The sequence below is a fragment of the Tsuneonella sp. HG222 genome (genome assembly GCF_053819185.1).
Map to the genome: position 1 here is coordinate 166,372 of NZ_JBSOQZ010000002.1, position 24,506 is coordinate 190,877.

Annotated in this window: 24 protein-coding genes; 12 read left to right on the plus strand and 12 right to left on the minus strand. The window is 69.1% G+C overall.

The genetic code is table 11. The annotated features are described in order from the left end of the window. Positions 1–2 precede the first annotated feature (2 nt). Entirely contained in the window at positions 3–1,925 is a 1,923-nt protein-coding gene (gene dxs, locus ACWPMZ_RS12415; RefSeq protein ID WP_455704375.1) for a 1-deoxy-D-xylulose-5-phosphate synthase, read from the minus strand. A gap of 136 nt (positions 1,926–2,061) precedes the next feature. Between dxs and ACWPMZ_RS12420 the strand changes: the two genes are divergently transcribed. Together ACWPMZ_RS12420 and ACWPMZ_RS12425 are read left to right on the plus strand one after the other, a co-directional pair. Further along, entirely contained in the window at positions 2,062–2,442 is a 381-nt protein-coding gene (locus ACWPMZ_RS12420) for a VOC family protein (RefSeq protein ID WP_455704376.1), read from the plus strand. A 3-nt stretch (positions 2,443–2,445) separates the two neighbouring features. Further along, positions 2,446–2,985 carry a GNAT family N-acetyltransferase gene (locus tag ACWPMZ_RS12425; protein ID WP_455704377.1) on the plus strand — a complete coding sequence of 180 codons (540 nt, stop codon included), beginning with the start codon at positions 2,446–2,448 and terminating at the stop codon, positions 2,983–2,985. Position 2,986: 1 nt separating this feature from the next. Here the strand turns inward: ACWPMZ_RS12425 and ACWPMZ_RS12430 are convergent, their stop codons facing one another. The 5 genes from ACWPMZ_RS12430 to rpe form a co-directional block, all read right to left on the minus strand. After that, entirely contained in the window at positions 2,987–3,448 is a 462-nt protein-coding gene (locus ACWPMZ_RS12430; RefSeq protein WP_455704378.1) for a Fur family transcriptional regulator, read from the minus strand. Positions 3,449–3,483: 35 nt separating this feature from the next. Further along, entirely contained in the window at positions 3,484–4,158 is a 675-nt protein-coding gene (gene msrA / locus ACWPMZ_RS12435) for a peptide-methionine (S)-S-oxide reductase MsrA (RefSeq protein ID WP_455704379.1), read from the minus strand. A gap of 244 nt (positions 4,159–4,402) precedes the next feature. Beyond that, positions 4,403–5,992: a bifunctional phosphoribosylaminoimidazolecarboxamide formyltransferase/IMP cyclohydrolase gene (gene purH, locus ACWPMZ_RS12440; protein WP_455704380.1), complete on the minus strand. Its 1,590-nt coding sequence runs from the start codon at positions 5,990–5,992 to the stop codon at positions 4,403–4,405. 6 nt (positions 5,993–5,998) lie between these two features. Further along, complete coding sequence (locus tag ACWPMZ_RS12445; RefSeq protein ID WP_455704381.1) at positions 5,999–7,891, minus strand: heparinase II/III family protein; 1,893 nt, start codon at positions 7,889–7,891, stop codon at positions 5,999–6,001. Next, positions 7,888–8,553: a ribulose-phosphate 3-epimerase gene (gene rpe, locus ACWPMZ_RS12450; protein WP_455704382.1), complete on the minus strand. Its 666-nt coding sequence runs from the start codon at positions 8,551–8,553 to the stop codon at positions 7,888–7,890. Before rpe ends, ACWPMZ_RS12445 begins: the two co-directional genes overlap by 4 nt. A 223-nt stretch (positions 8,554–8,776) precedes the next feature. Between rpe and ACWPMZ_RS12455 the strand changes: the two genes are divergently transcribed. Further along, entirely contained in the window at positions 8,777–9,277 is a 501-nt protein-coding gene (locus ACWPMZ_RS12455; protein WP_455704383.1) for a DUF2141 domain-containing protein, read from the plus strand. Here the strand turns inward: ACWPMZ_RS12455 and ACWPMZ_RS12460 are convergent. The 3 genes from ACWPMZ_RS12460 to ACWPMZ_RS12470 are packed head-to-tail and all read right to left on the minus strand — an operon-like array spanning position 9,268 to position 11,923. Next, positions 9,268–10,026: a nucleotidyltransferase family protein gene (locus ACWPMZ_RS12460; protein ID WP_455704384.1), complete on the minus strand. Its 759-nt coding sequence runs from the start codon at positions 10,024–10,026 to the stop codon at positions 9,268–9,270. The two genes, ACWPMZ_RS12455 and ACWPMZ_RS12460, sit on opposite strands and share 10 nt — an antisense overlap. Next, positions 10,023–10,919 (minus strand): hypothetical protein, encoded by an 897-nt coding sequence (locus ACWPMZ_RS12465; protein WP_455704385.1) that lies wholly within the window; start codon positions 10,917–10,919, stop codon positions 10,023–10,025. Before ACWPMZ_RS12465 ends, ACWPMZ_RS12460 begins: the two co-directional genes overlap by 4 nt. Beyond that, complete coding sequence (locus tag ACWPMZ_RS12470) at positions 10,916–11,923, minus strand: diacylglycerol/lipid kinase family protein (protein ID WP_455704386.1); 1,008 nt, start codon at positions 11,921–11,923, stop codon at positions 10,916–10,918. The genes ACWPMZ_RS12465 and ACWPMZ_RS12470 overlap by 4 nt, the downstream gene beginning before the upstream one ends. A gap of 76 nt (positions 11,924–11,999) precedes the next feature. Between ACWPMZ_RS12470 and ACWPMZ_RS12475 the strand changes: the two genes are divergently transcribed. Further along, the gene (locus tag ACWPMZ_RS12475) at positions 12,000–13,154 is read left to right on the plus strand and encodes a CDP-alcohol phosphatidyltransferase family protein (protein WP_455704387.1); all 1,155 of its coding nucleotides are present in this window, start codon (positions 12,000–12,002) and stop codon (positions 13,152–13,154) included. Continuing rightward, the gene (locus ACWPMZ_RS12480; RefSeq protein WP_455704388.1) at positions 13,151–13,576 is read left to right on the plus strand and encodes an HIT family protein; all 426 of its coding nucleotides are present in this window, start codon (positions 13,151–13,153) and stop codon (positions 13,574–13,576) included. The genes ACWPMZ_RS12475 and ACWPMZ_RS12480 overlap by 4 nt, the downstream gene beginning before the upstream one ends. Here the strand turns inward: ACWPMZ_RS12480 and ACWPMZ_RS12485 are convergent. Further along, on the minus strand, positions 13,573–14,688 hold the full coding sequence (locus ACWPMZ_RS12485) for a glycosyltransferase (RefSeq protein ID WP_455704389.1): 1,116 nt from the start codon (positions 14,686–14,688) through the stop codon (positions 13,573–13,575). The genes ACWPMZ_RS12480 and ACWPMZ_RS12485 overlap by 4 nt on opposite strands. 92 nt (positions 14,689–14,780) lie before the next feature. Between ACWPMZ_RS12485 and ACWPMZ_RS12490 the strand changes: the two genes are divergently transcribed. Next, positions 14,781–16,145, plus strand: a complete 1,365-nt coding sequence (locus ACWPMZ_RS12490) for a lipopolysaccharide biosynthesis protein (protein ID WP_455704390.1) — start codon at positions 14,781–14,783, stop codon at positions 16,143–16,145. Here the strand turns inward: ACWPMZ_RS12490 and ACWPMZ_RS12495 are convergent. Next, a complete protein-coding gene (locus ACWPMZ_RS12495) occupies positions 16,120–16,881 on the minus strand; it encodes a phosphocholine cytidylyltransferase family protein (protein WP_455704391.1) in 762 nt (253 codons plus the stop codon). The two genes, ACWPMZ_RS12490 and ACWPMZ_RS12495, sit on opposite strands and share 26 nt — an antisense overlap. A gap of 82 nt (positions 16,882–16,963) precedes the next feature. Here ACWPMZ_RS12495 and ACWPMZ_RS12500 point away from each other — a divergent pair, with 82 nt between their 5' ends. The 6 genes from ACWPMZ_RS12500 (at position 16,964) to ACWPMZ_RS12525 (ending at position 23,998) form a co-directional block, all read left to right on the plus strand. Continuing rightward, complete coding sequence (locus ACWPMZ_RS12500) at positions 16,964–18,172, plus strand: M20 metallopeptidase family protein (RefSeq protein WP_455704392.1); 1,209 nt, start codon at positions 16,964–16,966, stop codon at positions 18,170–18,172. A gap of 148 nt (positions 18,173–18,320) precedes the next feature. After that, complete coding sequence (locus ACWPMZ_RS12505; protein WP_455704393.1) at positions 18,321–18,962, plus strand: PilZ domain-containing protein; 642 nt, start codon at positions 18,321–18,323, stop codon at positions 18,960–18,962. Between the two features lie 85 nt (positions 18,963–19,047). After that, positions 19,048–20,661, plus strand: a complete 1,614-nt coding sequence (locus ACWPMZ_RS12510; RefSeq protein WP_455704394.1) for an NAD(P)/FAD-dependent oxidoreductase — start codon at positions 19,048–19,050, stop codon at positions 20,659–20,661. Beyond that, positions 20,661–21,077, plus strand: coding sequence for a GtrA family protein (locus ACWPMZ_RS12515; protein WP_455704395.1), 417 nt, complete (start codon positions 20,661–20,663; stop codon positions 21,075–21,077). Before ACWPMZ_RS12510 ends, ACWPMZ_RS12515 begins: the two co-directional genes overlap by 1 nt. A 102-nt stretch (positions 21,078–21,179) precedes the next feature. Then, the gene (locus tag ACWPMZ_RS12520) at positions 21,180–22,217 is read left to right on the plus strand and encodes an NAD-dependent epimerase/dehydratase family protein (RefSeq protein ID WP_455704396.1); all 1,038 of its coding nucleotides are present in this window, start codon (positions 21,180–21,182) and stop codon (positions 22,215–22,217) included. Continuing rightward, positions 22,214–23,998 (plus strand): hypothetical protein, encoded by a 1,785-nt coding sequence (locus ACWPMZ_RS12525; protein WP_455704397.1) that lies wholly within the window; start codon positions 22,214–22,216, stop codon positions 23,996–23,998. Before ACWPMZ_RS12520 ends, ACWPMZ_RS12525 begins: the two co-directional genes overlap by 4 nt. 6 nt (positions 23,999–24,004) lie before the next feature. Here the strand turns inward: ACWPMZ_RS12525 and msrB are convergent, their stop codons facing one another. Then, positions 24,005–24,499, minus strand: a complete 495-nt coding sequence (msrB, locus tag ACWPMZ_RS12530) for a peptide-methionine (R)-S-oxide reductase MsrB (RefSeq protein ID WP_455704398.1) — start codon at positions 24,497–24,499, stop codon at positions 24,005–24,007. Between the last annotated feature and the right edge of the window lie 7 nt (positions 24,500–24,506).

Sequence of the window (24,506 nt, forward strand, 5' to 3'; positions counted from 1 at the left end):
TTCTACGCCCGCGCTTCCTCGATCCCTGCGCTGTTATGCCGCAGCGCGCTCAGCACCGTTTCGACGATGTGCGGCGCGTTCAGCCCGGCCTCGTCGTATTGCTTGGTGGGGTCGTCGTGGTCCTGGAACGTGTCGGGCAGGCGCATGGTGCGGATCTTGAGGCCCGCATCGAGCAGGCCTTCGTCGCTGGCGAGCGTCAGCACGTGGGCGCCGAGGCCGCCGATCGCCGCTTCCTCCACCGTCACCACGACTTCGTGCGTCGTCATCAGGCGGCGAATCAGCGCGCTGTCGAGCGGCTTGGCGAAGCGCAGGTCGGCGACGGTGGTCGAAAGGCCCTTCGCCTCGAGCTGGTCGGCCGCCTTGAGCGCTTCGGCCAGGCGCGTGCCGAGCGAGAGGATGGCCACCTTGTTGCCTTCGCGCACCACCCGGCCCTTGCCGATCTCCAGCTTCTCGAGCGTGGCCGGCATCGCGACTCCGGTGCCGCTGCCGCGCGGATAGCGGAAGGCGATCGGGCCGGCGTCGTACTCGGCGGCGGTGTAGGTCATGTGCGCCAGTTCGGCCTCGTCGGCCGCGGCCATGACGACGAAGTTGGGCAGGGTGGCGAGATAGGTCACGTCGAACGAGCCGGCGTGGGTCGCCCCGTCCGCTCCCACCAGGCCCGCGCGGTCGATGGCGAAGCGGACCGGCAGGTTCTGGATCGCCACGTCGTGCACCACCTGGTCGAAGGCGCGCTGCAGGAACGTGGAGTAGATTGCGCAGAACGGCCGCATGCCCTGCGCTGCGAGGCCCGCGGCGAAGGTCACCGCATGCTGTTCGGCGATGCCGACGTCGAACGCGCGGGCAGGATGCGCCTGGGCAAACTTGTCGACCCCCGTGCCGCTCGGCATAGCCGCGGTGATGGCGCAGATGCGCTCGTCGGTCTCGGCCAGCGTGGCGAGCGTTTCGCCGAACACGTTCTGGTAGGCCGGCGGGCCGCCGCTCGACTTCTTCTGTTCGCCGGTGATGACGTCGAACTTGACCACGCCGTGATACTTGTCGGCGCTGTTCTCGGCCGGGGCGTAGCCCTTGCCCTTCTTGGTGACGACGTGGACCAGGATCGGCCCCTGCTCGCTGTCGCGCACGTTCTCCAGCACCGGGATCAGGTGGTCGAGATTGTGCCCGTCGATCGGGCCGACGTAGTAGAAGCCCAGCTCCTCGAACAGCGTCCCGCCCGTCGCCATGCCGCGGGCGTATTCCTCGGCCTTTTCCAGCCCGTGATGGACGCGGCGGCTGAACTTGCGGGCGATCTTGGAGGCCAGGCTGCGCAGGCCGAGGTACTCGCTGCTCGAGACCATGCGCGCGAGGTAGGCGGACAACCCGCCGACCGGCGGGGCGATCGACATGTCGTTGTCGTTGAGGATCACGACCAGCCGGTTGCCCGCCTGTTCCGCGTTGTTCATCGCCTCGTAGGCCATGCCCGCGCTCATCGCGCCGTCGCCGATCACGGCGATACCCTTGCCCGGCTTGCCCGACAGCTTGTTGGCCACCGCGAACCCAAGCGCCGCGCTGATCGAGGTGCTCGAATGGGCCGCGCCGAACGGATCGTATTCGCTCTCGCTGCGCTTAGTGAACCCGGACAGGCCCCCGCCCTGGCGCAGCGTGCGGATGCGATTCCGCCGCCCGGTGACGATCTTGTGCGGATAGGCCTGGTGGCCCACGTCCCACACCAGCCGGTCGGCCGGCGTGTCGAACACGTAGTGGATCGCGACGGTGAGCTCGACCACCCCGAGGCCCGAGCCGAGATGCCCGCCGGTGCTGCCGACGGTGTCGATCATCTCGGTGCGCAATTCGTCGGAAAGCTGGCGGAGCTGGCTCTTGTCGAGCTTGCGGAGATCAGCGGGACTGTCGACCGTATCGAGCAACGGCGTTTCGGGACCTGATTTCATGCGATACGGCTTACACCGGGGAAAGCGGCCTGTCGATGAAACCTCGCTGACATGGCAGTGAGGATTTCCTGACGGCGTTGACTCGCGCCGCACGCGGGAGTTTCATCGCGCCGGGCGCCATCCAGGGAGTTTCGCCATGACCTTACCCGCAGCCGCTCGCCCCGTCGCATTCATCCTCACCGCCGACCGCGCAAAGGCCGTACCGTTCTATCGCGATACGCTCGGCCTGCCGATGCTGGCGGAGGAGCAGTTCGGCGTGGTGTTCGACCTGGGCGGAGGCGCGACGCTGCGGCTGACCGACCTCGCCGGGCACGAGCCCGGCCCGCACACGGTGCTCGGCTGGGAAGTGGACGACATAACGGCGGCAATGGCCGATCTCGCCGCGCGCGGCGTGACATTCCAGATCTACGAGGGCTTCGGCCAGGACGAGCACGGCGTGTGGCAAAACGGCGATACCCGCATCGCCTGGTTCAACGATCCGGAAGGCAACAACCTCTCCATCGCGCAGCACGGCTGAGGCATGGCGGCAGGCTTCGCTACCCGTTTGGCGCGCGAGGCCGATCTGCCTGCGATCGGCGCGCTGATGGAGCTGGCGATCGAACACCTACAGCGCCCGTTCCTCGATCCGGCGCAGATCGCCGCGAGCCATGCGGGGATGGGCCTCGACACCACGCTGATCCGGGACGGGACCTATTTCGCCGTCGAGGAGGATCGCATGCTCGTGGGTTGCGGCGGATGGAGCCGCCGCGCCACGCTCTACGGTGGCGACAGGGCGTCCGCGTTGCGCGACGATCGCCTGCTCGATCCCGCGCGCGAGCCGGCGCGGATCCGGGCGATGTACACCCATCCGGTCCATGCCCGGCGCGGGATCGGCAGGTTGATCATTACGCTGTGCGAGGACGCGGCGCGCGCCGAGGGTTTCGTGCGCGCGCGGATGATGGCGACCCTTGCGGGCGAGCCGCTCTATGCCGCTTGCGGATACCGGGTGGTGGAGCGCGTCGACCGGCTTGTGCCCGAAGGTGTCGCCGTCCCGGGGGTGATCATGGAAAAGGCGCTCTAGCTCAGCCGGCGCATTCGTTGCACAGGCCGCGCAGTTCGACCACCGGGCGCACGTCGGAAAAACCGGCCTGGGCGCCCGCTTCGCGCAGCGTCCCGGTCAGCTTGTCGTCGTCGATATGGGCGGCCTTCCCGCAGTCGTCGCAGATGAGGAAGATGCAGTCGTGCCGGCAGCCGGGGTGGCTGTTGGCGAGATAGGCGTTGGCGCTCTCGATCCGGTTGGCCAGGTTGGTGCGCACGAACAGGTCGAGAATGCGGTACACGCTGTTGGCCGCCACCCGCTTGCCGCGCCGGCGGCCAAGGTCCTCGGCAATGTCGTAGGCGCTGACTGGCCGGTCCTGGCCCGCCAGCGCTTCGAAGGTATCCTGCCGCAGCCCGGTCCACTGTTCGCCCGCGGCGGTCAGCACGCGCTCTGCTTCGTCGACGAGCTTGTCGCCCGAGTGTTCGTGGTGATTATGGCCGGCCATGAGCGGGATATAGGGTTGCGCGGGCCGCCTGCCAATCAGCCGCTGATGAAGGCGTCCCGATACAGCGATGGGTACATCTGCTTGAACGCCGCCACCTTGGGCGCGTCCCAGGCGCGGATGTAGCCGTGGTTGGGATTCTTCTTGGCGAAGTCCTGGTGGTAGGTTTCGGCCGCGTAGAACGGCCCGGCTTTCACCACCGAGGTGCGGATCGGCTTTTTCCAGACGCCGCTCGCCTTCATCTGCGCGAGATAGGCAGAGGCAACTGCGCGCTGCTCGGCATTGAGCGGCACGAGCGCGGCATCGTACTGCGGGCCGCGATCGGGCCCCTGGTTGTTCTTGAGGGTCGGATCGGCGACCACCGAGAAGAAGATCTGCAGCAACTGGTCGTAGCGGACGACCTTGGGATCGTAGACCACCTTGACCGATTCGCGGTGTGCGGTGCGGCCGCTCGACACGGCTTCGTAATCCGCATCCGCCTTGCTGCCGCCTTCGTAGCCCGAGATGGCGCTGGTCACGCCCTTCGTGTGGCTGAACACGGCTTCCACCCCCCAGAAGCACCCGCCCGCGAAGATCGCGGTCTTAAGGCCGCCGGCTTCCTTGGCGATCCGTTTGGCCGCAGGGGCCTGGACCGCCTTTTCGGCGGCGATGGCGGGGGCATTGCAGGCGCTGAGGGCAAGTGCTGCGGCAAGGAGCGGGAGGACTATACGCATCTGCACGTCATAGCAGATTGGGCAGGATCTGCGTAGCCAAACCGATGGCGGTCACCCCGAAGCCGAGGAAGAAGGAACGATAGGTTTCGGATGTGAACAGGCCCATGGCGGAGGTCTTTCGTGTTGCGATGAAAGACCGGGCTACCCGGGCAGCGGTTGCCGAAGATTGAATGCGCCGTCACCTGACGTTCAGAAACGCGGCAACGAAGATGAACCGTTTTCCGCTTGCGACGACCCGCCGAAATCAGTGCCGGAAATGGCGCCTTCCGGTGAAAACCATCGCCAGTCCGGCCGCATCGGCCGCGGCGATGACCTCGTCGTCGCGCATCGAGCCGCCCGGCTGGATCACGGCCGTCGCGCCCGCTTCGACCGCGGCGAGCAACCCGTCGGCAAAGGGGAAGAACGCATCCGAAGCAACGGCGCTGCCGGTCGTGCGCGGAGCATCCCAGCCATAAGTCTCGGCCGCCTCGCGCGCCTTGATCGCCGCAATGCGGGCCGAATCGCGCCGGTTCATCTGCCCCGCGCCGATGCCGGCGGTGGCGCCGTCGCGGGCATAGACGATGGCGTTGGATTTGACGTGGCGGGCAACCGTCCAGGCGAACAGGCAATCGGCGAGCTCCTGCCCGGTCGGCGCCCGCTTCGTGACGACCTGCAGGTCGCCCGCCGTTATCGCGCCGTTGTCGCGGCTCTGGACCAGGAGGCCGCCGGCGATCGGCTTGATCTGCAAACCGCCGCGGCGCGGGTCGGGCAGGTCGTCGATCAGCAGCAGGCGCAGGTTCTTCTTGGCCGCGAAGGCGGCGCGCGCGGCGTCGTCGGCACCGGGGGCGACGACGACCTCGGTGAAGATCTCGCAGATCGCCTGCGCCGTCGGCCCGTCGAGCGGGCGGTTGACCGCCACGATCCCGCCGAAGGCCGAAACGCTGTCGCATTCGAGCGCCTGATGCCACGCGTTCAGCAGCGTTCCGGACTGTGCCACGCCGCAAGGATTGGCGTGTTTCACGATCACCACCGCGGGGTCCTGGTCCTTGAACTCGGCACACAGCTCGAGCGCGGCGTCGGCATCGTTGTAGTTGTTGTAGCTGAGCTCCTTGCCCTGCACCTGCTCGGCCTGCGCCAGCCCGGCGATGTGCGGGCCGACCGGAGTGTAGAGCGCCGCCTTCTGGTGCGGGTTCTCACCGTACCGCAGTTCGGCCAGCTTGCGCCCGTTGACCGCGATCATGTCGGGAAATTGCTGGCCCTGGTCGGCGAAGGCGAACCACTGGCTGATCATCGCATCGTAGGCGGCGGTGGCGGCGAACGCCTTGGCGGCCATGGCCTTGCGGAAATCAAGCGTGGTCGCTCCGTCGTTCGCGGCCAGCTCGGCATAGAGCGCCTCGTAGTCGGCCGGGTCGGTCACGATGGAGACGTATCGATGGTTCTTCGCCGCCGAGCGCACCATGCTGGGCCCGCCGATGTCGATGTTCTCGATTATCGTCGCGCGGTCTGCGCCGCGCATCACGGTCTCCTCGAAGGGATAGAGGTTGACCACGACGAGATCGATGGCGCCGATGTCGTGCGCGTCCATCGCCGCGGCGTGCTCGGGATCGTCGCGCACCGCCAGAAGGCCGCCGTGGATCAGCGGGTGGAGCGTCTTGACCCGCCCGTCCATCATCTCGGGAAAGCCGGTCACGTCCGACACGTCGCGCACGTCGAGACCGGCCTCGCGCAGCGCCCTAGCGGTACCGCCGGTGGAGATCAGCTCGACCCCGGCCTTCACCAGCTTGCTGCCGAGATCGGCCAATCCGGTCTTGTCGGACACCGACAGCAGCGCCCGCTTGATGCTTACCTGGGTCATGCCATTCTACCTGATCTTCTTGAGCAGCCAGGAGAAGCTCCCGCCGCTGCGCTGCTCCATGCCTTCGATCACCAGCTGCTGCACCGGCACCGGGCGGCCGTCGCCGTCGACCCAGATGCTCTCGTCGAGCGAGAGCCTGCCGCCGGGCGCGAGGAACTGCCAGTAAGAGCCGTCGGCCAGCGCGAGATGCGCTCCGCGCCCGTTTTCGGTCAGGCTGGCGTCGACCGAGGGGCCCAGGTGGAACCGGATGGCGTAGGCGATCTTGCCGCGCTTGGCCTTCCCGGCAGGGACCAGCAGATCCTCGCCGCGCAGTTCGCTGCCGTCGTCGCGCAAGATCAGGATCCGGCGGTGCACGAGCCCGTGGCGGCTCACGTAGCCGTCATGGCTCGCCTCGATGCGCGTTGCCGCGGCGCTGGCGGTTTCGGCCATGCGCCGGTCGACCTCGACCTCGGTCACCCCGGTCCCCAGCTTGCCGTTGATCAACACCGAGGTCGAGTTGGTCTCGCCCAGCACCAGCGTGGAATGCGCGGCGGTGGCGCGCAGGCCCTGCTCGATCCGCATCGGAACCAGGCCGCCCGCGCTTGCCGCGCCGCCGCAGTTGACGATCAGGCGATTGGCGCCGTGCGAGAACTCGAACGCCAGCGTCGAGGCGCAGCCGTGCCGCGTGTGCCGCGCAAGCGGCGGCGGCGCGGCATCCAGGACCAGCACTGCCTTGCCGGCGGCGACCCGCTGGTAGCCCCACTGCCGCGCATCCTTGAGCGGGCGGGTGCGGACCTTGCTGGCGGTCACCAGCGCGCGCAGCCGGTCCTGCGCGACCGCGCCCGAGCCCTGCCAGCTGCCCAGCGTGCCATCGGCATGGATGACCGTCAGCAGCGGCGGAACCAGCATCTTCAGCATGGCATCGAGCGCCTGCGGCGGATCGCGGCGTACGGCGCGATAGCACGCCCCCAAGCGCGTCAGCAGGGCGATCGCCTCCATCTGGTCGAGCGGGCTGCGGCTGAGCACGCCGCCGTCGTCGCCCACCAGTTCGCCCAGCGCGCGCACCAGCCCGGCCTCGCCGTACAGGCGGCGCGGCTTGCCTTCGGGCATCAGCAGTCCGGCGGCGACGATGCCGCACCAGCCGGCCACTTCGGCCAGCCGGTCTTCCGCTTTGCCGACGTTGCGGTCCAGCCAGCGCGCCGTTTCGCTCGCCGCCCCCAGCGTCCTGGCGCGCAGCCGCTTGTCGTTACCGCCCAGCAGCAGCGGGGCGAAGACCAGCCAGTTGAGCAGGCGATGACCGGCGTGGCCTACCTTCCACGCCGCGCCCTTGTGCGGGCCGGGGTTGTCCTTGAGCCAGGCGGCGAGCACACGTTCCGCGGTCTGCGTGCACTGCGGGCGCGGGGCGCAGGCTTCGAGGTCCGCCAGCCAGGCGAAGGTGTGCACGGCCCGCTCGAACGGGGGCGTCGGGCGGGCGGACTGCGAGAAATCGAGCTGCGCAATCGGCGCCTTCACGCCGTGGATCAGGAAATGCCCGGCGCGCAGCGCTGTGCCGCCGACCGGATCGCCCGGCAGCGGGTTCTCGACCGTCGCCAGCAGCCGCGGCGCGGCCTTCTTGCGGAACGGGGCGGCGAGCGAGTGGCCCGGCACGCCCAGGCGATAGGCCAGGCGGATGATCCGCTCACCCGTGGTGACCTCGGGCGGCACGAAGTCGGTCACGACGAGCGCCCGGCGCGGTTCGATCACCTCGCTGCGCTCCGCCTCGGCCGATTGCTTCGCCGGGGCGGGCGCGCGGCGGGCCAGCGGTTCGTCGCGCGAATCGCCCAAGGGTATGGCCAGGCCTTCCGAAAGGTCGGCGGTATCGGCCGAGCCGGGCGCTTCGCTGCCCAGCGGCAGCAGCTCCTGCACGGCCCGGTCGCTCACGCCGCCCGCCCTTTCAGCGCGGCGATATTGGCGGCGTATCGATCGGGCCCGCCCCTGAACGTCGCGGAGCCGGCGACCAGCACGTCGGCCCCGGCATCGACACATTGCCGTGCGGTCTGCGCGTCGACCCCGCCGTCGACCTCCAGGTGGATGTCCCGGCCGGTCTTGTCGATCATCTTGCGGACCGCCTCGATCTTGCGCAGTTGGCTGGCGATGAAGCTCTGGCCGCCGAACCCGGGATTGACGCTCATCACCAGCACAAGGTCGATCTCCTCGATAAGGTAATCGAGCATCTTGGCGGGCGTTCCGGGATTGAGGGAAATCCCCGCCTTCTTGCCCAGCCCCTTGATCGCCTGGACCGTGCGATGGACGTGCGGCCCGGCTTCGGGATGGACGGTCAGGATATCTGCGCCGGCTTCGGCAAAGGCCTCGAGCCAGTGGTCGACCGGGCTGACCATCAGGTGGACGTCGAACGGCTTGGCGGTGTGGGGCCGCAGCGCCTTTACTACCGCCGGCCCGATCGTGAGGTTGGGCACGTAGTGTCCGTCCATCACGTCGACATGGATCCAGTCGGCCCCCGCCGCGTCGATCGCGCGCACTTCCTCGCCCAGCCGGGCGAAGTCGGCCGACAGGATCGAGGGGGAGATGAGCGGTTCGGGCATTGCGTTCGCCTTGCGCCTTACCCGTGCGCGAGTCGCGGATAAAACCGCGAGCGGGTGTTTTCCACCGTGGCAAGGGCACGGAGCACCCCGAAACGGGCAGTTCAGAGCCGGTTAAGCGCGATTTTGCTGTATGGTGCGCGACACGGGGCCAATCTTTCGACCAATCGCTTACGCGCAACGCCGCCCCGGCGCGCCTGAAATTTCGACGGAGTCAGTTCCAGTTATGAACCGCAAGACCGCCTTTCGCACTCTCGCCGCCGCGCTGGCCCTGTCCGGGCTGGCCGCTGCCGGAGCGGCGCCAGCCGCGGTGACCTATCGCAACGAGATCGGCAACGATCCGGGCCGTTGCAGCGGCTCCGGTCCCGCGGTCCGCGTGACGGTGAACGGCGTCAAGGCGACGAGCGGCAAACTGCGCGTGCAGCTTTACCGCGGCACCGCGTCGGATTGGCTGGCCAAGGGCAAGTGGATCAACCGGATCGAGGTGCCCGCCCGCGCTGGAACGATGACCGTCTGCATGCCGGTGCCTGCCGCCGGGACCTATGGCATCGCGGTGCGCCACGACGTGAACGGCAACGGCAAGTCGGATCTGACGAGCGACGGCGGTGGCATGTCCAACAATCCGTCGATCAACGTCTTCAATCTCGGCAAGCCGAGCGTGTCGAAGACGGCGTTCCAGGTCGGCGGATCGGTCAAGTCGATCGCCATCGACATGCGTTACATGTGATGCCGCGCCGCTAGCTGGCGGACCAGTTCGAGGTCGTCCGGCTTGTCGACGTCGATCGCGGCGCGCCCGTCGCTCGCTTCCACGAGCGCGGCGGTCACGTCAATCCGCTCGCCCAGCCGTGCGATGGCCTGGGCCATCGTCAGCTTGCCGCGCCAGTAGCTCCACAGCGTGCTCAGCCCCAGCCGCACGGCGATCCGCCAGGGGCGCTTGCGGTCGGCCTCGACCTGCCGCCAGGTCGCGATCGCGCGGCCGGCATTGGCCGACGACAGCAGGAACAGGTTGCAGCCCGACCATTGCCCGTCGGCCATCGTCAGCCAGGTGCGCCGCCCCTCGGGCGCAGCCGCCTCGACCGCTGCGCGCCGCGCGAGCATCAGCGATACGTCCGCCGCCGGAGGCGTGCCGGCGACCAGCGCGCGCAGCCATTCGGGGCGCAGCAGCGCGTGGTCGGCCGTGGTGACCAGCAGTGGCGCGGCATAGCGCTCGAGCGCGATGGCGACGCTTTCGCTCGGGCCGCGCGCCGTTGGCAGCAGCGTGGCGCCGAGCCTGCGCGCCTCGGCCTCGACCGCCGGGTGATTGGCCGACACGGCGATCTCGGGCGCACCGAAGTCCCGCGCCGCCGCGACCACCCGCGCCAGCAGGGTCTCCCCCTCGACCACCGCGAGAACCTTGTGCGGAACGCCCTCGCCCGCGGCCACCGTATCGGGCGCGCCGGGGCGGCTGCCCGCGAGGATCAGCACCGGCGGGGTCACGAGGCCCGCTTTCGCGCGCGCCACACGGTCCACAGCACGCCCGGGGCGGCGAGGACCGGGTGCCGCTCGCGCCACGGCGTCATCGCCACCGCGATGCCGGTGTGCCGCTCCAGCTTCCACGCGCCGTACCGCGCCGCGCCCTCGAACGTGGTGGTCGCGCGGACCAGCCGCGCCAGGTTCAGCGATTTGCCCAGCCGCCGCCGCGTGCGCCACCAGCGCAGCGTGCGTTGCCGCGCGCGCTCGTCCAGGCGCGGGGCGAGGGTCGCACCGTCGTCGGCGAAGGGAATGCCGGCCGACGCCCAGGCGGCGGGCAGCAGGCCGGCAAAATGGGCCGGGTTGGCGGCCAGGATCGTCGCCTCGCGCCCGGGAGTCTCCACGCGCAATTCGGCGCGATAGGTCGCGCGGAACAGCGCGGCCCAGTACTCGGCCGCCTCCCCGCGCTCCGGCCCGAGCGCCGCGGCGAGCCGGGCGGCGGTGCGCGCGGCATCGGCCACGGCTTCGCGAACCGCAGCCGCGGCAGCTTCGTCCCGCGCCCAGATCAATGCGCTCGGCTGCACGAAACGGGCCCAGATCGTGGTGTCGATCGTCTCGCCCCTCGCGGCGGCGGCGAACTTGGCGAGCGACATCGCGGCGATCTTCGCGCGCAGCGTTTCCTCCCCCGCACGCCATTCGCGATAGGAGACGCGCGGCCACAGGCCCTTCTCGGGCGCGCCGGGCAGCAGAACGTAATAGTCGAGCACGCCTTCGAGCGAGCCGGTGCGCAGGTTCGAGCCGTAGAACAGCACGGCCAGCGCGCCAGCTTCCTCGCCCAGCTTGCGTGCCATTGCCGCGACTTCCGGCCGGACCTCGCGCGCCAGCATCGCGGCCACGCGCGTTTCGAGCGCTTCGTTCACGGAACCACGAAGCGCAGAACCGGGCCCTGCGAAACGCGATACGCGCCCGCCGGAAAGGCCTCCCCGTCGAGAATGAACGGCGCGCCCATCTCCATCCCGAATGCCTCGAGCAGATGCCAGTGAAACCCGTGCCGCCCGGGCGGCTGCGGCTGCTTGCCGACGGCGATGAGCGGCACCCAGGCAAGGCTCCGGCGCGCCGGTGAATCGAGCGCCACGAGCTTCAGCCCATCCTTCCAGGTGCCGAAAGGCTTGAGGCCGAGGGCGAAATTCTCCAGCGTGGAGGCGAGCATGACGAACCGCTCGTCCGGGCCGGGGAGCGCGGTGCCGTCGCCGGCGGTCAGGCGCATCGGCACCTGCTGGCGCCACAGGTTGGCGTTGCTGGCAAAGAACGCTTGGCCGAGCGCCCAGAAGGTCGTGACCGCGACCGCCAGGGCGTTGAAGGCGCCCCAGCGGTGCGCCCGCTGGCCCAGCGCGATAGCCCGGGTGAACAGCCCGGCGCCGAGCATGAAGCCCTGGACCCGCGCGTTGGGGTCGCCGGCCTCGGCCACCACGAGCGGGTGCCGCTCGGCGAAGGATCCGCGCTCGGCAGCCGCCAGGGCATCCGCCAGCCGCCAGTCGGCCGGAGCCCCTAAGTCCGCGGCAAGGGCATTGGTCTTGCCCTTGGGCAGGACGATCAGTGTCGGCCAGCGATCGCCGAAGATGCCGGCGCCCGCGGTCAGCACGTCGCGCACCGTCCCGTCGCCGCCCGAAATGGCGAGGTAGTCGAGCCCCATGGCGGCGAACCGCTCGAGAACGCCCGTCAGTTCGCTGCGCTTTTCGGTGCTTTCGAGAACGATCTCGGCGCCCGGCGACTGGCCCTGGACCCGTCCCTTGTTGCGATGGCTGCGGGCATTGCGGATGACGCCCACCAGCGGGCGGCCGGCGATGCCGCGCGGTGCCGCACGCGCGGCTGCGCCCGATTGCGGCCGGGGCAGGCGGTCGAACGTCGTGATCGGGGCGCTCATCGCGCCACAGCGCTTACCCGCGCGCCGCCCGCGCTGGCTAGTCTTTCTTCGCGCCACGCGCTAGGCGGCAGGCCGCATGTCCCCTGCCGTCCTCCGAACCGAGACCCCCGGCCAGCCCGCCGTCTCCATCGAAACCGTCGGCGCCAATCCCTGCCGGATCTGGGGCATGGACACCGGGGAGCGCGTCCGCCGCATCGCCGCCAAGGCGGGGCTGGGCGGGACAGGCGCACCGGTCGTGCTGGCGAATGCCGACCACGTGTTCGACCCGGCCTGGCTGAGCCACCTGGCCGACAATCCCGGCACGGCCCTGACCCTGGGCGGCGTGCCGGTGCTGGCCCATGCGCGCGACGAGCACGAGGCGGCTGCGGTCCGGGCGGCAATGCGCGGCGCAGGCGCGCTGCCCGCGGACGTTTCGGCGATTGCATACGAGAGCGGCGCAGAGATCGAGAACAAGGTGCTGCGCAAGCGCGAACGCCCGTTCGTGCTCGAACTGACGGCGCAGACGCGCCGCGCGGCCGAGCGGGCGAGCTATTTCGGCGCCTACAAGGGCGTGACCGATGTGCTCACCAAGTACCTTTGGCCCGAACTGGCGTTGTGGCTGACACGGGGCGCCTGCCGCCTCGGCCTGTCGCCCAACGCGGTGACGGCGATCGGCTTTGCGCTGTGCGTCCTCGCCACGGTCCTGTTCGCCCGGGGCGAATACTGGTGGGGCATGGCCGCCGGCTTCGTTTTCATGGTGCTCGACACGGTCGACGGGAAGCTAGCCCGCTGCACCATCACGTCCAGCAAATGGGGCGACGTGTTCGACCACGGCATCGACCTGGTGCATCCGCCCTTCTGGTGGTGGTTCTGGGCGACCGGGTTGGTCCATTGGGGGCTGGGCCTGTCGGACACCCTGTTCTGGTGGGTCCAGGGCACGCTGATCGCGGGCTATGTCCTGCAGCGCGTGATCGAGGGCCTGTTCATCACCCGGTTCGGCGGGATCCACATCCATGTCTGGCGGCGGTTCGACAGCCGGTTCCGCCTGGTCACGGCGCGGCGCAACCCGAACATGGTGATCCTGTTCTTCGCCACGCTGGCGCAGCGACCGGACATCGGCATCGTGCTTGTCGCGGTCTGGACCGCGATCAGCTTCGCCGTCCATCTGATACGCCTCGGCCAGGCGATCCAGCGCCAGCAGCGCGGCCAGGCGATCACCTCGTGGTTGGCGGCGGAAGGAGCCCCTGCATGAACGCGACGATCGCAAAGTTCGGCTGGCCGGCAACCCTGGTGCACGAATTCGCGCACTGGGTGGTCCTGCTGCGCCCCGCGCAGCCGGCGCTCGGCAGCCTGATCCTCGCGGCGAAGCACGAGGCGACCGCGTTCGGCGACCTTCCGGCCGAGGCCCATGCGGAGCTCAAGGCGGCGACCGCGGCGATCGAGCGCGCGCTGCGGGATTTCACGCGGTACGAGCGGATCAACTACCTGATGCTGATGATGGTCGACCCGCACGTCCATTTCCACGTCATCCCGCGCTACGAGGGGACGCGGTTGTGGCAAGGGGTGGAATTTGCCGACGCCGGCTGGCCCGGCGTGCCGCAGCTCGGGCAGGCGGTCGCGCTCGAACCCGAGCAGATCGCGCAGATGGCTGCCGCCATCAAGGCCGCGTTCTAGCCGCCGGTCACCTCGTCGAACAGGGCGGCGTGCAGGTCGATCGAGCGTTCGATCTCGTAGTCCGCCACCAATTCGGGCGCGACGGCGGGCGCCTTGCCCTCGAGGACCGTCGTCAGCGCCTCGGCGAAGGCGGCATCGTCGCCCACCGGCACGGGGGGCAGGTTGCCGATGGTGTCGAACAGCGTGACGAGCGCGGGCGAGCAGGCGGTGGCGGCAACCGGGCAGCCGCGCGCGATCGCCTCGATCACCGCGGCCGGCAGGCCTTCCCAGCGCGAGGTCAGCGCCAGCACGCTCGCCCGGTCGTATTCGTCCTCCATTGCGCTGGTGAAGCCGGAAAACTCGACGCGTTCCGCCAGGCCGAGGGCCTGCACCTGCGCTTGCAGCGCCGCCTCCTCGGGCCCGGTGCCGCAGATCCGGCAATGCCACGGGCGGTCGGCAATGCGGGCGAGGGCGCGCAGCAGCATGGCCTGGTCCTTCTGCGGTGACAGACGGCCGGCGGACAGGATGATCGGAGGGCCGGCAGGACGGCGATGGACGACCGGCGCGGCCAGCGTCCGGACATAGGGGTTGGGGAGGAACCGCGCGCGCTGCGCGATGTCCGCCCCGAACGGCGCCAGCTCGCCCACGCCGCCCGGCGAAAGCACGACGACCTTGTCGGCCAGGGCGAAGGCGCGGCGATAGAAGCCGATGCGGCGCCTGCGTGCTCGATCCGACATGCCGGGCTTCAGGATCGGGTTGGTGATCTTGGGCACGAAGCGCACGGCGCCGCGCTCCCCCATCAGCGCCATTGCCAGCGACGCGGCGACGTGGGTGTGATTGCCCGGCGAGTGGAGCACGCGCGGCCGCGCCTTGCGCAGCCACGCCGCCAGCGCCGGGACAGCGGCGATCAGCCGCATGCCGCGCGGCAGGGCGCCCGGCGAAGGCAGGGTGACGACTTCTACTTCTGGCGAGAGCAGCTCGCGGATCGGCCCGCCGTCGCGCGTGACCAGGATCGTCACGCGCCGGCCGCGCGCCGCCAGGCCGTTGGCGACGAGCACCGCGACCCGCGCGACGCCCCCGGTACCGAACTGATCGAGCAGAATCGCGAGGTCCGGGCGCGGGTCGTGCGTCATCGCGCGGCCCATAGTCGCGCGATGGCTTCGCGCAAGGTGTGACAGGCTTCGTTGCTTGCGCCCGTCAAGCCGGTCGTCCAAAGGCAGATGCCATGCCCGCCAAGGCCGAAGACAGCGCAAGCCCCGGCAAAGAGCCCCCTTCGCTGCTCCGCAGGATGCTGGCGAACACCGCCTGGCTGCTGGGCGGGAAGGGCTTCGGCGCCGTCTGCAGCCTGATCTACCTGGCGATCCTGGCGCGGTCGCTGGGGCTGAAGGATTTCGGGCACTTCTCGCTGATCTTCGGCGCGGCGCAGGCACTGATCGCGCTCGCCGGGTTCGAGAGCTGGCGCATCGTGGTGCGGTACGGCGCGGCGCACGTCCACGCGAAGGACTGGGCGGCTTTCGGGCGGCTCGGGCTGCTGGCGGGCCTGCTCGACCTCATCGGCGCGATCCTGGGCACCGCCGCGGCATGGGTCATCATCTACGGCTTCGGGGAAAGCCTGGGGCTCAACCCCGACTACGGCGACGTGGCATTCTGGTTCACCTGCGCGATGCTCTTCGCGCTGGTCTCCGCGCCGACCGGGATCGTCCGCGCGCTCGACCGGTTCGACGTCGCGGTCTACGTCGAGGCGCTGGTCCCGACCGGGCGGCTGCTGGCGGCGCTGGCGATCTGGCTGACCGGGCCGACGCTGGTCAAGTTCCTGATCGCCTGGGCGCTGGTCGACCTGATCGAGGCCGCGGCCTACTGGTTCATGGCGCGGCGGCTCTGCCCTGAGGCGATCACCCCGCGCCATCTGGCCGGCTGGCGCAAGGCGCAGGGCGAAAACCCCGGGATCCGCAAGTTCTTTGTCGTGAATTATGCCAGCGCCACGCTCGACGCGGCGTTCAAGCAGGGCCCGCTGCTGGCGGTCGGATACCTGCTGGGTACCCGCGCCGCGGGCCTGTTCCGCATGGCGGCGCAGCTCAGCCAGGGGCTCGGCAAGGTCTCCACCCTGCTGACCCGCGCCGCCTATGCCGAGATCAACCGCGCGCGGGTCGCGGCCGATCTCAGCGACTTCCGCAAGCTGGTGATCAGCACCTCCGCGCTGGCGGCGGGCGCCGGCGCGCTGGTCGTGCTGCTCGCGGTCCTCCTCGGCCGCCCGATCCTCGACATCATCGGCGGGGCGAACTTCCAGGCGGCCTACGTGATCCTGATCCCGCTGACCGTGGCCGCCAGCCTGGAACTCGCCAGCGTGGCGTTCGAGCCGGTCCTGCACTCGACGGGGCAGGTCCACCGGGCGCTCATCGGGCGGATGATCGGTGTTGCGGTGATGACGCTGGCCATCGCCCTTTCGGCGGGGAGCGACGATCCGTCGCTGATCGGCTGGCACGTGGCGCTGGGCGCGGTGGCGATGACTGCGGCGCTCGGGCTGATGACCTGGGGCGCGCTGCGCCGGTTGACGCCCGGCGAGCCTAGCCCCGCGGTGCCCCCCGCCTGATCCAGCTGTCGGTCAGCAGCGTCGCATCCTCGATGTCGTTGAGATAATCGACCTCGGCCCAGTCCGACCCCTCGATCGAACAGGTGCCCACCTTGCCGCCGGCGGCCAGCGTGTCGATCACCTTGAGATACCAGTGGCTGACGCCCTCCGGCGTGCGCATGGCCTGGCGCACCGCCTCGCGAAACAGCTCGGCCCCTTCGCCGCGAAAGGCCAGGAAGCCGATCGATTCGGCATTGGCCTCGGCGGCGGTCAGCGTCTTGCCGATGCGCAGCAGACGCCCGTCGTCGCCGCGGCGCACCTTCATGTCGTCGCTGTCGTAAGTGTCCTTCACGTCGATCGTCACCGCGATCGGCCAGTCGGAGCCGGCCTGGACCCGGTGCACGATCTCCTCGGATACCAGCGTGTCGCCGTTCAGGATCAGGAAGTCGCCAGCCGCCATCCGGTCGCGCACGATCCAGCACGAACCCAGGTTGTCGGCCACCTTGTAGAACGGGTTGAAGTGGATGACGATTTCGACGTCCCGGCGGCGTAGAGATTCGACATGCGCCTCGACCATATCGGTCATGAAACCGGTCACCACGTCGATCCGCGTGACCCCGCCGCGGGCCAGCATCTCCACCTGCCAGGCGATCAGGCTCCGGCCGGAGAACTCGATCAGGCACTTGGGCCGTTCGGCGGTGAGCGGCAGCAGGCGGCTGCCCTGGCCGGCTGAGAGCAGGATGGCGTTGGCGATCATCGCCGGGGCCATAAAGGGCGCACGGCCGCGCGGCAATCGCCGCCATCTGGCGGGCCGGAGCGGTCGGCGCTAAGGTCCCGCCATGCTGACCGAACGCCTGCTCGAAGAATCGCGCGCCATCGCGCCGCGCATCACCGCCCTGCGCCGGGCGATCCACGCCGAACCGGAACTGGGGTTGGAAACGCCGCTGACGCTGGCCAAGGTGCGGGCGGAACTCGCCGACCTGCCCCTCGAATGGCGCGAAGGGACGACCTGCACCGGCGCCGTCGCGGTGCTCAACAAGGGCAAGGCCGGGCGCAGCGTGCTGCTGCGCGGCGACATGGATGCCCTGCCGATGGACGAGCTGACCGGGCTCGATTTCGCCTCCACCATTCCGGGCCGGATGCATGCCTGCGGGCACGATACCCATACCGCGATGCTGGCCGGCGCCGCGCGCGTGCTAAGCGCCCGGGCCGACGAGCTCCCGGGCGAGGTGCGCTTCATGTTCCAGCCGGGGGAAGAAGGGTTCCACGGCGCGCGCTTCATGCTGCGTGAGGGGCTGCTGGGCGGCGAGGGGAGCGACATGGCGCTGCCCGACGCGGCCTTCGCGCTCCACATCATGCCCAATGCGCCGCACGCGGCGGTCGGCGGGCGCGCAGGCACGCTGCTCGCTGCAGCCGACATGATCGACATCGCGATCGAGGGGCGCGGCGGCCATGCCTCGATGCCGCACGACACGCGCGATCCGGTGCCGGTCGCCTGCGAGATCGTGCTGGCGCTGCAGACGATGATCACCCGCCGGTTCGATGCGGCGGAGGCGGCGGTGGTCACGATCACCCGGCTCGACGCGGGCAGCGCGCACAACATCATCGCCGACCGGGCAACCCTGCGCGGAACGATGCGCACGCTCACGCCCGGCACGCGTGCCGCGGTGCAGGCCGACATCCGCCGCGTGGTGACCAATATCGCCGCCGCGCACGATTGCGTGGCCGAGGTCACGATCACCGAAGGCTTCCCGCCGACGATCTGCGATTCTCGCGCCGTCGACCTGGCGGAAAAGGTCACGACCGGCATGGGCGGCCAGTTCCTGCGCCTGGACGCGCCGATCATGGGGGCGGAGGACTTCTCTTACGTCATCGAGAAGGTGCCCGGCGCCATGTGCTTCCTGGGCGTCGCGCCAGACGGGGCCGACTGGAAGACCTGCTGCTCCATCCATTCGAGCCGGATGATGGTCGACGAAACCGTCCTGCCGCGCGGGGCCGCCTTCCTGGCAGGCTGCGCCACGCACTTTCTGGCCCACGGATGGGATTGAAAAATCGGCCGATTCTAACCTTCGATAGGTTATAATCCGGTAAATCCGCTGTGCCGCGTTAAAAGTTCGGCAAGAGGTAGCATGGCATTTCCGTCTCGGGACCGAACCCCGCATCCCTGGTGCGGGGCGAGATGGAAAGTGTCGTTCGATGACGCAGACTGCGAGCGAAATCCGGTCGTTCACCGATTATCCGCCCTCCGCGGCGGAGGCTGAGCAACGAGAAGCGGCGCGGTTCACTCCGCTGATCCGCTCGGCCAAGCTGGTGAGCGCATCGGGCGAATTCCTCTGCGTGGTGAGCGACGTCTCGTCGACCGGGGTGTCGATGCGGCTGTTCCACGACCTGCCGGCCGATCGCGCGCTCGAGCTGGAAATGCCCAACGGCGACCGCCTGCCGCTCGAACCGGTCTGGCAGAAGGACGCGCGCGCCGGCTTCCGCTTTCTGGAACGGGTCGATCTGGGGCGCCTGCTCAAGGGCAAGGGCGAATGGCCCAAGCGGCCGATCCGCCTGAACCTGGAGATGCCGGTCGAGCTATCGGGGCTGACGGGCCGGTTCCGCGCGCAGCTCAGGAACATCTCGCTGCAAGGCGCGCAGGTGGAATGCGACGCCCGGCTGGCGATCGACCAGCGGCTGCGCCTGTCGAGCGAATGCCTGCCCGAGATCGAGACCAAGGTGCGCTGGCGCCACGACCGGCAGTTCGGCCTGGTGTTCGACAGCCTGCTGCAGTTCGCCGACCTGGCGCGCACCGCCGCGTTCGTGCAGGGCGTCCATCCGGCCGGACTGAACGCCTGAAATTTCCGCCGGTTCGGACCGGCGCGTTAACTTCGCCATAACCATTTTCCTTCACTCCCCGTGAAATCAACTGACGGGGGCGTAGATGACCTTTTCCGGTAAGACTTCTGGCGAGATCGCGGTCGATGTTGCGATCATCGGTGCGGGCCCGGCCGGCCTGACCGCCGGCTACCTGCTGACCAAGCAGGGCAAGACGGTGGCGATCATCGAAAAGGATGCGACTTACGTCGGCGGCATCAGCCGCACCGTGGAGCACGAAGGCTATCGCTTCGACATCGGCGGCCACCGGTTCTTCTCCAAGAGCCAGCAGGTCGTGGACCTGTGGAACGAGATTCTGCCCGACGATTTCATCCAGCGCCCGCGGATGAGCCGCATCTATTATGAGGGCAAGTTCTACAGCTATCCGCTGCGCGCCTTCGAAGCGCTGAACAACCTGGGCATCCTGCGCTCGACCGCCTGCATGGCGAGTTTCGCCTGGTCGCAGCTGTTCCCGATCAAGGACATCCGCAGCTTCGAGGACTGGACCAGCAACCAGTTTGGCAAGAAGCTCTATGGCATCTTCTTCAAAACCTACACCGAGAAGGTCTGGGGCATGCCCTGCAACGAGATGAGCGCCGACTGGGCCGCCCAGCGCATCAAGGGCCTCTCGCTTTGGGGTGCGGTGGTCGACGGGCTCAAGCGTTCGCTCGGCCTCAACAAGCGCCCAAACGACGGGCAGGCGGTCAAGACCCTGCTCGAGACCTTCCGCTATCCGCGGCTCGGCCCGGGCATGATGTGGGACGCCGCGCGCGACAAGATCGTGGCCAGCGGCAAGGGCCAGGTGCTGATGGGCCACGCGCTCGAACAGCTCGCCAGCGACGGCCAGGGCGGCTGGCGCATGACCGCGAGCGGGCCCGAGGGCAAGGTCGTGGTCCGCGCGAAGGATGCGATCAGCTCTGCGCCGATGCGCGAGCTCGCGGCGCGGCTTCACCCGCTGCCCGAGACCACGCTCAATGCCAGCCAGCTCAAGTATCGCGACTTCCTGACCGTGGCGCTGATGGTCGAGGGCGAGGACCTGTTCCCCGACAACTGGATCTACATCCATGACAGCAAGGTGAAGGTCGGCCGTGTGCAGAACTTCCGCTCGTGGTCGCCGGAGATGATCCCCGACGAGAGCATGGCCTGCGTCGGACTCGAATACTTCTGCTTCGAAGGCGACGGCCTGTGGTCGATGGCCGACGACGAGCTCGTCGCGCTGGCGACCCGCGAGATGGAGATCCTCGGCCTGGTCGATCCGGCCAAGGTCAAGGGCGGTGCGGTCGTGCGCCAGGAGAAGGCCTATCCGGTCTACGACGAGGACTATGCCGCCAACGTCGCCGCGATGCGCCACGAGCTGGAGGACCGCTTCCCGACCCTGCACCTCGTCGGCCGCAACGGGATGCACCGTTACAACAACCAGGACCACGCGATGATGACCGCGATGCTCACGGCCGAGAACATCCTTGCCGGCAGCCGCGTCTACGACACCTGGTGCGTCAACGAGGATGCGGAATACCACGAGGCTGGGGACGAAGGGGCCGAGAAGGTCATCCCGGCGAAGGAAATCGCGCAGGGCGATGCGACCGTGACCCGTGAGCCCACGCCCGACCAGGCCGCGGCGCTCGCCTCGGTGCGCGCCGTGCCCGAACGCATCGTGCCCGCCCGGCGCGAGGCGGCGTGATGGAGGCCCTCGTTCGCCGTCTGCTCGGCGACACGTTCCTGCGCTACTTCGCCTCGAGCGGGATGGCGCTGGGGGTGGACATCGCCTGCTTCACGGCGCTGGTCTTCGCCGGCACCCCGGCGGGGCTGGCGTCGGCGATGGGCTACATCGTCGGCATCGGTGCCCACTGGCTGATCGCCAGCCGCGCGGTGTTCGTCGGCGACGTGGCGGAGCGCGGCGCTGCCCGCACGCGGCAGAAGGCGATGTTCGTCCTGTCCGCGCTGGCCGGGCTGCTGCTGACCACGCTCATCGTCACCGCGGGGGCGGCGGCCGGCTTCCACCTGGCGCTGACCAAGGGTATCGCGATCGGCTTCAGCTTCACCGCCAACTGGCTCATCCGGCGGCACTTCGTCTTCCGCCGCGCGGTCGTCGCCTGATCGGTCGGCAGGGCGCAGGGGTAAGCGCCCCCGTGCCCGCAATCGCAACGCTTCGTTAACCATGTTCGGCCAGACCATGAAGCCGGACAACCTGGGGGTTTCATGGCCGATTATCTCGTCACCGGCGGTTCGGGCTTTCTCGGATCGCTGCTCGTTGGCAAGCTGCTCGACGACGGGCACACCGTTACCAGCATCGACCTCCTGCCCTCGGAGCTTTCGCATCCGCGCCTGAAGGCCGTGGTCGGCGACATCCGCGACCGGGCCGCGCTCGATGCGATCTACGCTGCCGGCGTTCCGCAGGCGGTGTTCCACTGCGCCGCGCTGCTGGCGCACGGATCGATCACCGAGGCCGAGCTGCGTTCGCACAACGTCGACGGCACGCGCACGCTGGCCGAGGCGACCGCCGAGGCGGGCGTGCCCAAGGTCGTCTACCTTTCGAGCAACTGCCTGTGGGGCCACGGTTTCGACCGCCCGGTGCGCGAGGACGACAAGCCCGAGCCCTGCGAGCCTTATGGCCAGACCAAGTGGGAAGGCGAGACCATCTTCCAGAGCTTCGGCAACCGGTTCGAGACGGTCGCCATCCGCTGCCCGACGATCATCGACGAGGGGCGGCTTGGCCTGCTGGCGATCCTGTTCGAGTTCATCGCCGACAACAACCGCATCCCGATCGTCGGCAGCGGCGAGAACCGCTACCAGTTCATCTACGCGGCCGACCTGATCGACGCGATGCTGCGCGCCGCGCACTGCCAAGGCAGCCACGTCTTCGGCATTGGCTCCGACGCGGTGCCGACAATGGCCGGCGCTTTCCAGCACGTGATCGACGGGTCCGACAGCCGCTCGCGCCTGCTGCGCCTGCCCCAGATGCCGATGATCGCGGCCATGAAGCTCGCCCACCTGCTACGCATCTCGCCGCTCGGGCCCTATCACTATCGCATGATCGCCAGCTCGTTCGTGTTCGATACCGCCGCGATCAAGCGCGTGCTCGGCTGGCAGCCGACGCTGACCAACGGCGAAATGCTGCTCAAGTCCTATCGCTACTATCACCGCAACCGGCAGGAGATCGCCGCCCGCAAGGATGTCTCGGCCCACCGCCAGGCGACCAAGATGGGCGTCATCCGGGTGCTCAAGTTCCTCTCGTGACCGCGGCGGAACTCTCGCTGCCGGGCGAGGCCGCCGCTGCGCCGGCGCGCGCATACCGGCTGCCGCCGCTGTGGCTGGCCTGGCTGGCGCTGGCGATCTGCCTGACGCTGCTCGCGCTCCCTGCGCTGCGCAGTTTCACCACGCAGGACCCGGACGACTACATGCGCCTGCTGCAGGTGCGCGACTGGGTGAACGGCCAGGGGTGGTTCGACACCCGGCAATACCGCTTCGATCCGCCGCGCGGGGCGGACATGCACTGGGTCCGGCTGGTCGACCTGCCGATCGCTGCCGTGCTCGTGATTGCCAAGCAGTTCCTCGCCCAAAGGCCCGCAGAGATCGTCGCCATGACGGTGGTGCCGCTGCTGCAGATGTATGTCGCCATGCGCCTGCTGGCCGCGATCGTTGGCGAACTGGGCGGCAACCGCACGGCGCGGCTCGTCGCTGCGGTGCTGGTCCCGGCCTTCCCTCTGTTGCTGACCAATTTCGTGCCTACCCGGATTGACCATCACGGCTGGCAGGCGATCGCCGCGCTGACAGTCGCATGGTGTCTGCTCAAGGACAGCTATCGCCACGCACTGGCAGCGGGCGTTGCCGCCGCCGCGGGGCTTATCATCTCGCTCGAATCCATTGCTATGACGGCGGTCTTCGGCGGCCTGTTCGCGCTACGTTACTGGCTGTGGGGCAAGCGCCAGCACGAGGCATTCCTGGCGGGGCTGGCGGTCGCCCTTCCGGTCCTGTTCGCCGTTTTCCGCCCGCTGTCGGAAATCGGCACCGCCTTGTGCGACCTGCCGACCTGGCCGCACTTCCTGGCCTTCGGCGGCGGCGCGCTGGTCGCCGCGTTGTCGCGCGTACTGCCGAGGCAGGATAAGGCCACGGGCCGCCTGCTGGCGACCCTGCCGGTCGGCGCGGTGGCTGCCGCGGCGCTGTTCGTGCCGCTGGGCATGTGCGTGATCTCTCCGCTCGAGCTCGATCCCTTCCTGAAAAATAACTGGTTCGACAACATGGCCGAAAGCGCCTCGATCGCCGGGCAGTCGGTGTCGATCGCCACGATGACGCTATGGACCATCGCGCTCGCGCTCGTCGCCGGGTGGAGCGCATGGCGCACCGGCGCGACCGACGATCTGCGCATCAAGCGCGCGCTGTTCACCGCGGCGGCGCTGGGTGCGGGCGCCTTCTCGCTGCTGATCATGCGCGCCGGGCTGACGGCGCAGTTGATGACCGTTCCGCTGGCAGCGCTGCTGATCGTGCGGCTGTGGCCCAGGGCGCGCGGCCTGCGATCGCCGGCCACCCGCATCCTCGCCACGCTGGCGCTGATCGGGTTCGCCACGCCAATGTTCGCCAGCGCCGCGACCAAGCGGCTCGACCGCTCCAGCGCGCTGACGCAGACCCAGGTGCCAGGCACGGTGGGTTCGCAGCGCTGCGACTTCGACCGGCTCAATGCCGTGCCCGCCGCGCGCATGTTCGCAACGATCGACCGTGGCCCGGAACTGCTCGCCCGCACGCCGCACAGCGCGGTGATGAGCGGTTACCACCGCAATCGGGAAAAGATGATCGAGACGATCAAGGGATTCGCCGCGCCGCTTGCGGAGAGCGAGGCGATCATCCGCGCCAACAATTCGGACTACGTGGTTGCCTGCACCAGTTCGCCCGACCTGTGGGTCGCGGCCAAGGCCGGGTCGGACAACCTGGCCGACCGGATCATCGCCGGACGGGTGCCGGCGTGGCTCGAACCGGTGAAGGGTTTCGAGGAGGGCGCGCTGAAGCTCTACCGCGTGCGCTGACCGGACCTACGCGGCGCGGAAGGTCATCGCATCGCCGTTCATGCAGTACCGCAGGCCGGTCGGCTTGGGACCGTCCTTGAACACGTGGCCCAGGTGGCCGCCGCAGTCGGCGCAGTGCACCTCGGTCCGCGGGTAGCCGAGCTTGAAGTCGGTCCTGCTGCCCACGGCGCCTTGCAGCGGCTGCCAGAAGCTGGGCCAGCCGGTTTTCGAATCGAACTTCGTCGCGCTCGAATAAAGTTCGTTGGCGCAACCGGCACACAGGAACGTGCCCTTGCGCTTTTCCTTGTCGAGCGGCGAGGTGAAGGGGCGCTCGGTCGCCTCATGCCGCAGGACCTGATACTGGTCCGGGGTAAGGCGCTTCTTCCATTCCGCGTCTGTATAGCTGACCTTGAAGGTCTTGGCCTGCGCGGGCGAGGAGCCGCAGGCGGCGAGGAAGGTCGCGCCCGTTCCGGCGCCGAGCCAGGCGAGCAGGGTGCGGCGGGTGCTTGCAGTGTGGGTCATGACAGTC